Source organism: Deinococcus roseus, from assembly GCF_014646895.1.
In the GTDB taxonomy this organism is placed as follows: Bacteria; Deinococcota; Deinococci; order Deinococcales; family Deinococcaceae; genus Deinococcus_C; species Deinococcus_C roseus.
The window spans coordinates 1-11,769 of sequence record NZ_BMOD01000052.1; the positions used below are offsets into that span (position 1 = coordinate 1).

The window sequence follows — 11,769 nt, forward strand, 5'->3', positions numbered from 1 at the left end:
ACGGTGTTCCAGTAATGAATGTTGGCATTTCCCCAGGCGGTGGGTTTCTTGTAGTACACCTGCAGGTTCCCGTTCGCCTGCGTCTGGATGTTGGCCGGGGCTTTTTGCTGTGGGGTGACCGTCTGGGTGGCGCAGGAACTGAGGGCCAGCAAGAGGGTCAGGTAAAGGGTGGATTTGTGGTGACTCAAGAGAATCCTTTCGAAGGTGAAGACGGCAGCACCACCCTGAGGGTGATCTGCGTGCAGCAGTGTTGTTTTGGGTTTACTTTCTGATTAAAGTCTGTTGCACACCCATTGTCAACCGTTTCGTGGAATCGTTTCCGCGAAGGGGTGCCCTTCCAAAATCTCCTCATCTTCCTCATTTGTGGGGTTGTTTTCTTTGCCTTCTGGCCTTTTTCTGGATGGCTGTCGCTGCAGCAGGGTTGCTGTCCTCTGCAAACAAAAGCCAGAACCGCAGATTGCCCTGCACCGTTTCCCGGATGTCATAAATTGTTAAAGATTGTTTTGTTTGAGATGGCCTGCCCTAAACAAAACCCTAAACAAACGTCAGTTCGGGTTAAGCAGCGACCAGACCTTCCCTGTGAATGGGCAGGGAAGGTTTTTTGGGCTGGTGGCTGTTCGCAATCAGGCCACACAGCAGGTTCACCACAAAGTTCTGCGGACTGCGGTGCCTGGAGTGCTCAATCTGGGAAATATTCTTGAGCTGATCAATGATGGTTTCGATGATTGCCCGTTGCCTTAGGAATAGCTGGTCTTCGTACAGCATGGGCTTTGTCGCTCACCAGGACATTTCTGGCGGTACTTCAGCACACTGCGGCTGGTGTGCAAAAGTCCGCTGGCCTGCCGCTCACTGACTCCACCGTCCTGAAGATCCCTGGCTGCTTCTCGCTTCTGGAACGGGTTCAGTACTTTTTTCGGATCACCGTCTTCATGGCATCATTTTCCATTTGCAGCTTGCCAACCATCTTCAGCAGCTTTTCGTTCTCCTTGAGGCGCTTTTGGTCTGGGGTGGTGCCCGTATATTTTTGCTTCCATCTGTAGAAGGTGGCCTGTCTTGGGCAGAACGGCACCCAGAAGGGGGCCTGCGCGCTGGTGAATGCTGTGCTGGCGGCACAGGTCAGCCACTGAGGTTTCACCCTTCTGGGCTTCTTGCAGGATGTCCAGGATTTGTTGTTCGGTAAAGCGCCCAGCACCGACGGGGCCGTCCCCGAGGTGCGTAGTCAGGGCAAGAAGCGGGACTTTTTCATGTTCTATCCTCCATGGTGAAGGCCGAACACTCGATTTTCTACTGGACCACTTTTCCGGGGGCATACCAAACACGATTGTTCTGGCTCGGTGTGAAGGCTGCAGTGTCTTCATGATGGAGTTTTGCTGATTCTCTGGTACTTTACAATGGATTGGCAAGACACCCCTTGCTGACGCTTTTCCTGAATTTTGCTTTAGTGGAATGATCTCTGAATTCGCCAACAGAGTCCGTCCCATTTCCACCAAAGGTTACCATCCTTACCCCCTGTACTTCAGGACAGGGGCCTACCCTGAAGGCACACGGTGCAGGAAGCCTCCCCTCTGGACTTCCTTCCCATCTCCTGACAGAGGAAAAATTCAAGGAGCCCCATGCCCACCCAACCTCGCGTTTTGATTGTGGAACATGACCCGGCACTGCTGCACCTGTTCAGTCTTGCCATCTAGGAGCTGTACCACACCGACACTGCCCAGGATTTCAAGGCAGCTGAACACCTGATTTCCACCCAGATGTTTGATCTGGTGGTGCTGGATTCAGCATTGCCTGAGGGAAAAGGGGCCCATTTGATGGCCCTGGTGCACCAGCACGCCCCAGAAGCCGCCATCGTGCGGGTGTCTGCCCTGACCGACTTGCAGTTGATCCGCAACCTGCTTTTCAGGGGACCTGCTGAGCACAGCAACCGGCCTTTTGACCTGATGGCGTTCTACAAGCGCATCAACCATCACCTGGCTGCCTGACATGCCCCCAAACCTTTTCTGAAGGGTTCGCACTGGCTGAACCTTTCAGGGCTTCATTTCACCTGCAAGGAGTTCCATCATGCGAAAACCCAAAAATCCACAAACCGAACGGCACCAGCAGGTCAAAAAGAACCTGTCGCTGATTCCCCCATGGATCAGCACCCAGCCCTCTTCCTTGACCAGCCAGGAACCGGGGGTTGGCCTTTATGACCGCCCTCCTTTTGCTCCTCAGGTTCAATGCGAAGCAGGCCAGCTTGCAGGAGAAAACATCCACTTCACGCTGGCCACCCCACCCCCTGAAGGCCCAAAAACCAACTGGATCTCCCGACTGAAGACACAAATGAAGGTGCAACATGAAAAACAACACTGACACCCTGACCCAGATTCCTGAACCCTCCCTCTCCCGTTTTCTCTTCGCCGACACCCGCATGAACATCTTCTGGACCCTGCTGCGTGTCTGGCTTGGCTGGACCTGGCTCACCGCGGGCTGGGGCAAGCTCACCAACCCCGCCGGTGTGTGGGTCGGAGACAAAGCCGGGACCGCCCTCACCGGCTTCCTGCAGGGAGCGCTGACCAAAACCGACGGGGACCACCCAGAGGTTTCCGGCTGGTACGCCTCGTTCATCCAAAATGTTGCCCTGCCCAACGCCACCTTTTTTTCCTTCATGGTGGCTTACGGTGAACTCTTCGTCGGAACTGCATTGATCCTGGGCCTGTTCACCGGAATCGCAGCGTTTTTTGGCGGGGTGATGAATGCCAACTTCCTGTTCGCCGGGACGCTGTCCACCAACCCCCTCTTGCTGATTGCTGCAGTCGGCCTGATGCTGGCCTGGCGGGTGGCTGGACAGTGGGGCCTCGACCGAATCCTGCTGCCCCTGATCGGTGTTCCTGGAGCCCCTGGCAAGCTCTTTGAACCTCCAGCCTCCAAACCCAAAACTCCTGCGGTTTAACCTTTTCAATCCTCCTGACATGCTGGCAGAAGTGGGTCAACGGCTCACCTCTGCTGCAAGGAGCGACATGAAGCACATGCTGGTTTTCAAGCATTTTTCGCTGTGTTCGGAAAAAGCACTGGACGCTGCAGACCGACCGGACCATTTGGTCCGGTCGGTCTCATTGCCCCAGGCCCTCTGGAACTGGACCCTTGAAAACCCGGTGCTGCTGGCATTGACGGGGCTGCTTGCAGGTGCACTTTTGCGCTTTGGGGCTGGTCTGCCTGATTCTGGCGACCTGGTGTGGCTGCTCACCCTTCTGGTGGGTGGCCTGCCTGTGGTGTACCGAACCGTGCGGGGGATGCTGCAGGGCAACTTTGCATCTGATGGGGTGGCCATGCTGGCCATTGTGGTGGCGGTGGGCATGAACCCGTCGTTTGCAGGACTGGTCATTTCCAATTTTCATGGTTCACCCTTTCTGCCGGGGAGAAACCCTGCCCGGTTCACCAGCCCATGGTGTCAGCACAGGGTGACCAAAACATTGCCAGCATTGACCAGAGCAGACGTCTCTGTTTGCCACAGGCCATGGAAAATGTTGCTTTTGCCTTGCCCAACAGCAAAAACAGACAGCAAAAGAAAGCAGGTTGTCAGAGAACCCAGGCACCTCATGTGCAGAACCTGACCTCTTCAACAGTGCACAGAGATGAACGGACCAGAATGCCACCCTCGAACGTACATCTTTGCCTGATTGTCATTTGTCTGCTCAAATGGGTGACCTTGTGAAATTCACTCCAGGACCAAAGAGACAAGGGGTGTTGGTAACTGGGTGGTAACACCTGAGGATGATGCTGTGAGTGATTCACCCTTTGTGGGGTTTGCCCGTCATGGAATCAGAAAGAGGTGGCTGGGATGCCGTTCCAGAACCGCACGGAAGCAGGAGAGCAACTCATCACACGCCTGCAGCGAGACTTTCACCTCGAACATTCAGCCCCTGACAAGGTGGTGGTGGCCATTCCCAGAGGTGGGGTGCTGGTGGCCCGTTCAGTGGCCTGTGCTTTGAGGTTGCCGCTTGATGTGCTGCTGGTGCACAGATTGAACGTGCGGGGCCTCGGGCAACTTGAGTCTGGCAAGGTGTGTTGCAGGTGCTGAACAGGGCATGCTGGGGCCAACCGGGAACACATTCGCACACTGGCGCTGTTCCTTTCCTTTTGCTGACCAAATGGAATGAACCACCTGTGCTGCACAGGGTCAGATGGGCTTTGCTCTTCAAGGAGACACCATGATCCCTTTTCCAGCCCCTTCCCACATCGGGGAGCCATGATGTTCAGCAACCTGAAAAATCCACCTGAGTTCCTGATGGGCCTGCTGTCCAACACCCAGGAGGGTGTGCTTTTTGCGGACGCGCGGGGCAACGTGCTTGTGCTCAACAGGGTGGCCCGCGCACTGCTGGGGTTGTCTTCCCAGCAGGAACATCCCATCTCGTGGGAGGTGCACGTCCAGCTGTTTCATGCGGACGGGCTCCGGTTGTTGAAAGGCTCAGAGACCCCGCTCACCCGGATCCTCAAAGGGAAGATGGTGCAGGATCAGGCCATGGTCATCGAGACCCAGGATGGACAGCGCAGGCAGGTCTCATGTTCCGCAAGGCAAGTGCATGACGGTCAGGGAAAACTGCTCGGGGCCGTGATGAACCTGAAGGACCTCACCCCTGAAAACACCCTCCAGCAGGCCCTGCTGGCTTTGCAACAAAGCGAGACCCAGGAGCATGACCTCAAAAGCACCTGTGAACGCCTGCTGGGAGAAAACAAAGTGCTGAGGGGCATCACCCAGCGGCTTTTTACTGTGCTGAAAAGCGAAGACATTGCCCGGGTGATCCTGGAAGAAACCCTGCCTGTCTTTCCCCTGAAAAACGTCTCCATCTTCCTGAAAAACGTGGACCACACCCAGCTGCTGGTCACCTCCAGCGTCGGGGTCAATGCCCGCATCGTGGAGGAACTGGCCCACAGCAGCCTGGACACGCTGCTGCCCCACAGCGAGGTGGCCCGCTTTGGTCAGGCCCAGTTTTACCCCATGGTGAAAAGCCTGCAAGAAAAGCACCCTGAGCTGTCCTGGCTGGGCGAACACCTCTCGGAAGCTTCCCTGGCGTTTCTGCCCATCAAGGTCGGAAGTGAAACCATGGGCACCCTGTTCCTGCAGATGGAAGCCAGGACGCTGTTTCGGGAAGACGAACAGGATTTCATGGAGACCCTTGCCGATCAGGTGGCCCTGGCCATTGCACGTTTCCGGCTGCACCACCTGGAACAACAAAACCTGAAAAACGGTGAAGAAACCATTGCCCGTCTGCAGGCCATTCTGGACCACGTGCCCCTCGGCATCGCGCTCAGGGGGGTGGACCTGGACGTGCAGGTGCTGAACGGCACCTCCAGCCCAGCGGCCCACCTGCTGGAAGTCACGGAAGATCCCATCCTCTCCGATCCCCTCAAGCAGGTGCTGAAAACCGGACAGCCTTTGCTGAGCGTCGAGTACCACCAGAGGGATCCGCTGGGCGGCAAAGAACAGAAGCACTGGTTGTTGAATTATTTTCCAGTGAAAACCACCGATGGCCGCATCCTGGGGGTGGGCACCACTGCACAGGACATCAGTGAGCAGAAAAAAGCCGAGCAGGCCCTGAAAGAAAGCCAGCATTTCCTGCTGAGCATTCAGGACACCACCCCTGCAGTGATGTACCTGAGTGACACCACCCAGGGCCGGATTGTGTATGCCAACCGCCACCTGGAAGAAACCCTGGGTTACACCACCGATGAAGTGCAGACCATGACCAGAGAAGAACTGGATGCCATTTTGCATCCCGAGGACCTGGGAAGCTTCGTGCAGCACCAGGAAACCGTGGCCCTGATGGAAGACGACATCACCCTGGAGCGGGAATTCAGGATCCGCCACAAGGCCGGGCACTGGAAGTGGTTTTACAGCCGCCACCGGGTGTTCTCCCGGGACGACACCGGCAAACCGGTGCTGGTGCTCTCCGGCATCCTGGACCTGACCAACCAGAAGGAGATGAAGGTGCTGCTGGAACTCCGGGAGCAGGAAATGCAGCAGTTGCATGCTGCCCAGCAAAGCCTGCTGGAAGACACCACCCATGAGATGAAATCTCCCCTCACCAGCATTCAGGGGAACATGGAGCTGCTGGAGCGTCACCCTGAAATGCCCACCCAGGAACGTCAGGAAGTGGTGGAGGAAGTCAAGATGGAAGCCATCCGGCTCGGCAAACTGGTGCATGGCCTGCTCTGGCCTGCCAGAGCAGGCCATGTTGTGGAAGACCTGTCCGGGTCGGTGGCCCTGCATGCGGTGGCGTGGTCGGTGTGGAAGAGCCTCAAGAAACAACACCCACAGCTGTTCTTCAAGCTCGGTCATGTCGACCAGGTGGACATGGAGGGCAACCTGGACCACCTGAGGCAACTGCTCATCATCCTGATCGACAATGCCGCCAAGTACACCCTGGTGGGGGGCCGCATCAGCCTGAGCATGGTTCGCATGGAAACCCAGGTGGAAATTCGCATCCGGGACACCGGAATTGGCCTGAAAAATGACGACCTGCAACGGGTCTTTGAGCGCTTTTACCGGGTGGACCCCTCCCGAAATCCCCAGGGGGATCCCGGAGGCTCCGGTCTGGGCCTTTCCATCGCGAAATCCATTGTGGCCGAGCATGGCGGGAGCCTGTGGCTGGAAAGTGAACCCGGTGAGGGCACCGAGGCAGTGGTGCATTTGCCCCTGGGTCACCGGTGATTCCAGCGGCAAGCTGAAGTTGTATCGTTTTGGGGCCGTCCACAGCGATCCAGGAAGCCTGGCGGATTCGTCCTGACCTTCAAATCCCGTTTGATCGCCAGTGTTCCATTTTCCTGGCAGAATTTCGCTGGACCTGTTGGACTGGTTTTGGTGAATGAAAAGGAGAAGAAATGAAACACCTGATCGTGACCTCCATGTTGTTTTCTGTCGGATTCACCCAGGACACCCACATGAGGATGCAGAACATGAATTGCATGCAGATGATGCAGACACCCAACATGCAGATGATGAACCTCACTGACAAGGACCACACCCAGGCGTTCCTCATCATGATGGTCGCCCATCATCAGGGGGCAATTGACACGGCTGAAATGGAAGTCAAAATGGGCAAAGACCCCACAGTGAAAACCTGGGCCAGACAGATCATTGCTGCCCAGCAGAAAGAAATTGTCCTGAGAGACAGTCCGAAAACCGTCTGAGGATGACAAAACAGCATTGAATTGATAAAATGCTGTCTGTAACGAGAAAGCCTTACCCCAGTGACCTCACCGACCGTGAATGGGCACTGCTCGAACCCCTCATTCCCTCCACCAAACCCGGTGGTCGGTCTGCAAGCATTCCCAGACGAGAAATCGTCAACGCTCTGCTCTACGTGCTCTGTCAGGGCACTTCCTGGCGGGCCTTACCCCACGACTTTCCCCACTGGAAAACCGTCTATGAATCCTTCCGACTCTGGAAGAAAACCGGCGTGTGGGAAAAGGCCAGCCAGAAACTGGTCAGGACGTATCGCAGCCTGGACGGACGAAATGAAAATCCCACTGCAGCCTGGACTGGTGGTCAGAACCAGAGTTGCGAAGGAGGGTGCAGCGGAATTTGAACAGGGGGAACTGCTGCATGAACTGCGTCGTGCGGCCTACTTGCATGGCCGGGGGGAGGTGCGGGATCGGTCATTGCGGGCGCAGAGCAAACGGGCGAGTGGGCTGAATGTGCTGACCACCATGATCGCGGTGTGGAACACCGTGTACCTGCAGGAAGCCATCAAGCAACTCCGTCTGGAAGGAGAAATCATCCCGGATGAGCTGATTGAGCGGCTTTCGCCCCTGAATTTTGAGCACATCATTTTTTCTGGGGATTACGTGTGACGGGAAGATCAGGTGCCGGAGGAGGGGAAGCGTCGACCATTGTTGAAGGAGGAACCCGTGCTGATTTTGGAATGACAAAACCCATGACGTTGTCGTTATCATGTTGACGAAACCCGTTTGATTTTGTCAGTAGAATGGAGAGGCAAAAGGACTGTCTGGGAGACCAATTCTATAAATGGTCAGAGATCAGTAAAAACAGGTCAAGTCAGGGGAAACAATCCTGCATGGCAAAAAGCACATTCCTTAATCATTGGCATGACCCCTGAATGGACTGGTGGCAACGGTGGCCATGACCACCCTGGTGGTGGGTCCCTTTTACCTTTCTGCAGGATTGTCGCTGGATGCCCGTCGGGTCGGACTGGTGATGTCCTGCGGCCCTCTGGTTTCTGCACTGATGGGCCTTCCAGCAGGCCGTCTGGTGGACCGCTTTGGACCCCTGTCGATGGTTTTGCTGGGACTCAGTGGGATGCTGACGGGATCCGTGCTGTTGTGCAGCTCTGGGTTTGCTGGCATCGCTGGTTATGTTTTTCCGCTGGTGGTCCTCACGGCTGGATACGCCCTGTTGCAGGCCGCCAACAACACCGCCCACATGACTGCTGTGAACCCAGCACAGCGGTGTCCTTTCCGGTTTGCTGGGATTGTCCCGCAGCCTTGGCCTGATCACGGGTGCATCGCTGATGGGAGGGGTGTATGTGGTGGGGGCTGCACTGCACAGGCTGGCCAGCCCTGCAGCAGGAGCCACCACAGGCATGCAGGTCACTTCTGGGTTGGCTGCCTGTCTGTTGGGTGTGGCCCTTGCTCTGGCTGTTTTTGGTCAGAGGGGAGACAAAAGGTTTTTCAGAACGCAGGATTCCCCCAGTCAGAAGTCTGCCTGTTCCCGTCTGAACTGCTCCTGGAGGTGCCGAGAGGGCACCTCGCTGCTCCAGATGGAACTCGGGTTTTATCGTTTCGAATGGACTTTTGCCTTCACTGGGCGATCTGGACCCGCCAGATTGTGTCCAGACCAGATTGTCATCTGAACAGCCGTTCAGATATCATGGATGAATGAAGGATGCCCACGTCAACACCCTCACCTATTTTGTGGACGACATGGACTGCGCCAATTGCGTCAAAAAAGTCGAAGCCGCCACTGCACGCCTCCCCGGAGCGCAGGTGAAACGCAGCAACTTCACCACCCAGATCCTGGAGGTGGACCTGGACGAAACCCAGACCTCCAGGGCCACCCTGGAAAAAAACCTGCGCGACATGGGGTATGGCCCCAGCCTCAAACAGGAAAATGGTCAGGCCCCTCACATCCATGACCACCCCCACGACCACGGGCACAGCCACACCCACGAACACGAAAGCGGTCCCTGGTACCAGACCAGACAGGGCAAACTGGTGTGGCAAAGCGGCCTGCTGTTGCTGCTGGCTTACGGTCTGGGTTTTGTTTTTCCCCACTTTGCAAAATGGTTTTACATTGCTGCCACGGCCCTGGGGGTCTGGCCCCTGCTCAAGAAAGCCTACGCTTCCGCACGCCTGGGAGATGCTTTCAGCATCAACATGCTGGTCAGTGTGGCTTCCATCGGAGCCCTGCTGATCGGTGCAGAAGCCGAGGGGGCCGTGGTGGTGTTCTTCTTCGCCATCGGAGAACTTTTAGAAGGGGTTGCAGCAGGCCGGGCCAGATCCAGCATCAAAGCGCTGGCTGCCTTGCAACCCAAAACCGCCACCCTGCTGGAAAACGGGCAGACCCGCGAGGTGGGCGCAGACACCCTGCAGGCTGGTCAGATCGTGCGCGTTTCCCCCGGAGGCCGCATCCCTGCAGACGGCACCATTCTGGAAGGACAGAGCAGCATTGATGATTCTCCGGTCACCGGAGAGAGCGTCCCGGTCAGCAAAGGACCGGGCAGCAGCGTGTATGCGGGCTCCATCAACACCGAAGCCAACCTGACCATCAAAGTGGAGAAAGCCGCCCAGGACAACACCATCGCCCGAATCATCAAGATGGTGGAGGAGGCCGAGGAATCCAGGGCCCCCACCTCCCGTTTCATTGACCGTTTCAGCCAGCGGTACACCCCTTTTGTGGTGCTGGTCAGTGTGCTCACCATCCTGGTTCCCCCGCTGCTTTTTCAGGGCAACTGGCAGGAGTGGCTGTACAAGGGCATCAGCATCCTGCTGATTGGCTGCCCCTGTGCGCTGGTGCTCTCCACACCTGCGGCCATCACCTCCGGCATTGCAAGTGGGGCCAGACGGGGTTTGCTGATCAAAGGCGGCGCAGCGCTGGAAGCCATTGGCAGCGTGAAAACCGTGGCTTTCGACAAAACCGGAACCCTCACCCAGAACAAACCCCAGGTGACAGACGTGATCCACCTGCAGGGCACCCCCGAAGAAGCCCTCAGGCTGGCGGCGGCTGTGGAAGCAGGGTCCCAACATCCTCTGGCAAAAGCCATTGTGGAAAAAGCTGTGGAAAAAGCTGCAGAGCACACCAGCAAACAGCCGCCCCCAGAAGCCACAGAGGCCCGCGCCCTGTCTGGCAAAGGGGTGAGCGCCAGGATTGATGGTGTCCTTCACCTGGTGGCCTCTCCGAAACATGCCTCCACCCTCACGGACCTCTCCGCACAGCAGCCCCAGATCACTGCCCTGGAACAGCAAGGCAAAACCGTGGTGGTGCTGCTGCGAGACACCACACCGCTGGCCCTGATCGCCATTCGCGATGAAGCCCGCAGCGACGCAAAAGCCGCCATTGCAGAACTGAAAAACCTGGGGGTGCAGGCAGTGATGCTGACCGGAGACAACCAGCGCACAGGCAAAGCCATTGCAGGCAACCTGGGTCTGGAGGTGCAAGCCGAACTGCTGCCCGAAGACAAACTCAGGATCATCCGTGGGCTGAAAGACCAGGGGGGCATCGCCATGGTGGGAGACGGCATCAACGACGCCCCCGCACTGGCAGAAGCCACGGTGGGCATTGCCATGGGCGGAGGCACCGACGTGGCGCTGGAAACCGCCGATGCAGCTTTGCTGCGCAGCCAGACCCGCGATGTGCCTGCCCTGATCCAGCTTTCCCGGCGCACCATGGGAAACATCCGGCAGAACATCACCTTCGCACTGGGCCTCAAAGCCATCTTCCTGGTCACCACGCTGCTGGGTTACACCAACCTGTGGATGGCAATCCTGGCCGACACCGGAGCCACCATGCTGGTCACGGCCAATGCCCTGAGGCTGCTCAGAAAGTGAAACCTCACAGGAGCTCATTCAGGGGTTCAATTCAGGCAAAAAAGCTGGCCTGCAATGGAGGCAATGATGGAGATTGTTCAGGACGACATGTGTGAAACCAGCTGCGTGCACCCGGAGGCGGTCAACCAGGCCAGGGCCGCGCTGCCTTCAGAAGAATGCGTCGATCTGGCCAGTGCCCTGCTCAAGGCCGTGGCAGACCCCACCCGCCTGAAGATCCTGGCGGCGCTTTCTGCCACAGAATTGTGCGTGTGTGACCTGGCCCTGGTGGTGGGCATCACCGAATCCAACACCAGCCACCAGCTCAGGCTTTTGCGGGCCAACCGCCTGGTGAATTACCGCAAAGAGGGCCGGGTGGCGTATTACCGCCTCACCGATGACCATGTGCGTGAACTGCTGAAAAGTGCTGTGGAGCACGCACAGGAACGCTGAGCTGCACCTTGAGACCAGAGCAACACCTCCTGCAGGGCCTTTTTCGCAGGCTTTTTTCAGGCATGGGTGTCTGCAAATGACAGCACAGTGATTTCTCTGGTCTTGCGGTCCATCACAAAAAGACCGGACACGCGGTAAAACGCACAGGGAAACAGAAGGTCCTGGCTGAAGAAAAACCCAAACCTTCCGGGAGTCCGTCTGTCCACAAAACGATGGTGCGACCTGCAAAGGGTCGGAGAGGAATGCCGGTGAACATCGGACTTTGTGGTACCCAAATGCCCCTATCTGAGCATGCAA

14 protein-coding genes and 1 pseudogene are annotated in these 11,769 nt (G+C 57.1%); 11 read left to right on the plus strand and 4 right to left on the minus strand.

Annotated features, from left to right (window positions below; all coding sequences use genetic code 11):
• From IEY52_RS25930 to IEY52_RS25940, 3 genes and pseudogenes are all read right to left on the minus strand, one after another.
• Nucleotides 1-188, minus strand: a 188-nt coding sequence (locus tag IEY52_RS25930) for a hypothetical protein (RefSeq protein ID WP_189009416.1), incomplete at its 3' end; no start/stop codon positions are given.
• A 367-nt stretch (nt 189-555) separates the two neighbouring features.
• Nucleotides 556-753 (minus strand): annotated as a pseudogene (locus IEY52_RS25935) (transposase); the annotation flags it as partial.
• A gap of 182 nt (nt 754-935) precedes the next feature.
• A complete protein-coding gene (locus IEY52_RS25940; protein WP_189009419.1) occupies nt 936-1,481 on the minus strand; it encodes a transposase in 546 nt (181 codons plus the stop codon).
• A 210-nt stretch (nt 1,482-1,691) separates the two neighbouring features.
• Between IEY52_RS25940 and IEY52_RS25945 the strand changes: the two genes are divergently transcribed.
• The 11 genes from IEY52_RS25945 (at nt 1,692) to IEY52_RS25995 (ending at nt 11,472) form a co-directional block, all read left to right on the plus strand.
• Entirely contained in the window at nt 1,692-1,979 is a 288-nt protein-coding gene (locus IEY52_RS25945; RefSeq protein ID WP_189009455.1) for a response regulator, read from the plus strand.
• A gap of 79 nt (nt 1,980-2,058) precedes the next feature.
• Nucleotides 2,059-2,349 (plus strand): hypothetical protein, encoded by a 291-nt coding sequence (locus IEY52_RS25950; RefSeq protein ID WP_189009422.1) that lies wholly within the window; start codon nt 2,059-2,061, stop codon nt 2,347-2,349.
• On the plus strand, nt 2,333-2,929 hold the full coding sequence (locus tag IEY52_RS25955) for a DoxX family protein (RefSeq protein WP_189009425.1): 597 nt from the start codon (nt 2,333-2,335) through the stop codon (nt 2,927-2,929). Before IEY52_RS25950 ends, IEY52_RS25955 begins: the two co-directional genes overlap by 17 nt.
• An 888-nt stretch (nt 2,930-3,817) precedes the next feature.
• Nucleotides 3,818-4,057: a hypothetical protein gene (locus IEY52_RS25960; RefSeq protein WP_189009428.1), complete on the plus strand. Its 240-nt coding sequence runs from the start codon at nt 3,818-3,820 to the stop codon at nt 4,055-4,057.
• Nucleotides 4,058-4,225: 168 nt separating this feature from the next.
• Complete coding sequence (locus IEY52_RS25965; protein WP_189009431.1) at nt 4,226-6,688, plus strand: ATP-binding protein; 2,463 nt, start codon at nt 4,226-4,228, stop codon at nt 6,686-6,688.
• A 170-nt stretch (nt 6,689-6,858) separates the two neighbouring features.
• Nucleotides 6,859-7,167, plus strand: coding sequence for a DUF305 domain-containing protein (locus IEY52_RS25970; RefSeq protein WP_189009435.1), 309 nt, complete (start codon nt 6,859-6,861; stop codon nt 7,165-7,167).
• A 29-nt stretch (nt 7,168-7,196) separates the two neighbouring features.
• The gene (locus IEY52_RS25975; protein ID WP_189009438.1) at nt 7,197-7,565 is read left to right on the plus strand and encodes a transposase; all 369 of its coding nucleotides are present in this window, start codon (nt 7,197-7,199) and stop codon (nt 7,563-7,565) included.
• Nucleotides 7,522-7,830 (plus strand): Tn3 family transposase, encoded by a 309-nt coding sequence (locus IEY52_RS25980; RefSeq protein WP_189009443.1) that lies wholly within the window; start codon nt 7,522-7,524, stop codon nt 7,828-7,830. Before IEY52_RS25975 ends, IEY52_RS25980 begins: the two co-directional genes overlap by 44 nt.
• Before the next feature lie 289 nt (nt 7,831-8,119).
• Nucleotides 8,120-8,878, plus strand: coding sequence for an MFS transporter (locus tag IEY52_RS27170; protein ID WP_373289937.1), 759 nt, complete (start codon nt 8,120-8,122; stop codon nt 8,876-8,878).
• A complete protein-coding gene (locus tag IEY52_RS25990; protein ID WP_189009446.1) occupies nt 8,875-11,043 on the plus strand; it encodes a heavy metal translocating P-type ATPase in 2,169 nt (722 codons plus the stop codon). The genes IEY52_RS27170 and IEY52_RS25990 overlap by 4 nt, the downstream gene beginning before the upstream one ends.
• A gap of 63 nt (nt 11,044-11,106) precedes the next feature.
• Entirely contained in the window at nt 11,107-11,472 is a 366-nt protein-coding gene (locus IEY52_RS25995; protein WP_189009449.1) for an ArsR/SmtB family transcription factor, read from the plus strand.
• 56 nt (nt 11,473-11,528) lie between these two features.
• Here the strand turns inward: IEY52_RS25995 and IEY52_RS26000 are convergent, their stop codons facing one another.
• Nucleotides 11,529-11,678 (minus strand): hypothetical protein, encoded by a 150-nt coding sequence (locus IEY52_RS26000; RefSeq protein WP_189009452.1) that lies wholly within the window; start codon nt 11,676-11,678, stop codon nt 11,529-11,531.
• Between the last annotated feature and the right edge of the window lie 91 nt (nt 11,679-11,769).

What these genes read in the sequence shown, in the direction of transcription:
- IEY52_RS25940 (WP_189009419.1), bottom strand. Translation starts at nt 1,481, where the DNA reads ATGGGACGGACTCTGTTGGCGAATTCAGAGATCATTCCACTAAAGCAA.
- IEY52_RS25950 (WP_189009422.1), top strand. Translation starts at nt 2,059, where the DNA reads ATGCGAAAACCCAAAAATCCACAAACCGAACGGCACCAGCAGGTCAAA.
- IEY52_RS25955 (WP_189009425.1), top strand. Translation starts at nt 2,333, where the DNA reads ATGAAAAACAACACTGACACCCTGACCCAGATTCCTGAACCCTCCCTC.
- IEY52_RS25960 (WP_189009428.1), top strand. Translation starts at nt 3,818, where the DNA reads ATGCCGTTCCAGAACCGCACGGAAGCAGGAGAGCAACTCATCACACGC.
- IEY52_RS25965 (WP_189009431.1), top strand. Translation starts at nt 4,226, where the DNA reads ATGATGTTCAGCAACCTGAAAAATCCACCTGAGTTCCTGATGGGCCTG.
- IEY52_RS25970 (WP_189009435.1), top strand. Translation starts at nt 6,859, where the DNA reads ATGAAACACCTGATCGTGACCTCCATGTTGTTTTCTGTCGGATTCACC.
- IEY52_RS25975 (WP_189009438.1), top strand. Translation starts at nt 7,197, where the DNA reads ATGCTGTCTGTAACGAGAAAGCCTTACCCCAGTGACCTCACCGACCGT.
- IEY52_RS27170 (WP_373289937.1), top strand. Translation starts at nt 8,120, where the DNA reads ATGACCACCCTGGTGGTGGGTCCCTTTTACCTTTCTGCAGGATTGTCG.
- IEY52_RS25990 (WP_189009446.1), top strand. Translation starts at nt 8,875, where the DNA reads ATGAAGGATGCCCACGTCAACACCCTCACCTATTTTGTGGACGACATG.
- IEY52_RS25995 (WP_189009449.1), top strand. Translation starts at nt 11,107, where the DNA reads ATGATGGAGATTGTTCAGGACGACATGTGTGAAACCAGCTGCGTGCAC.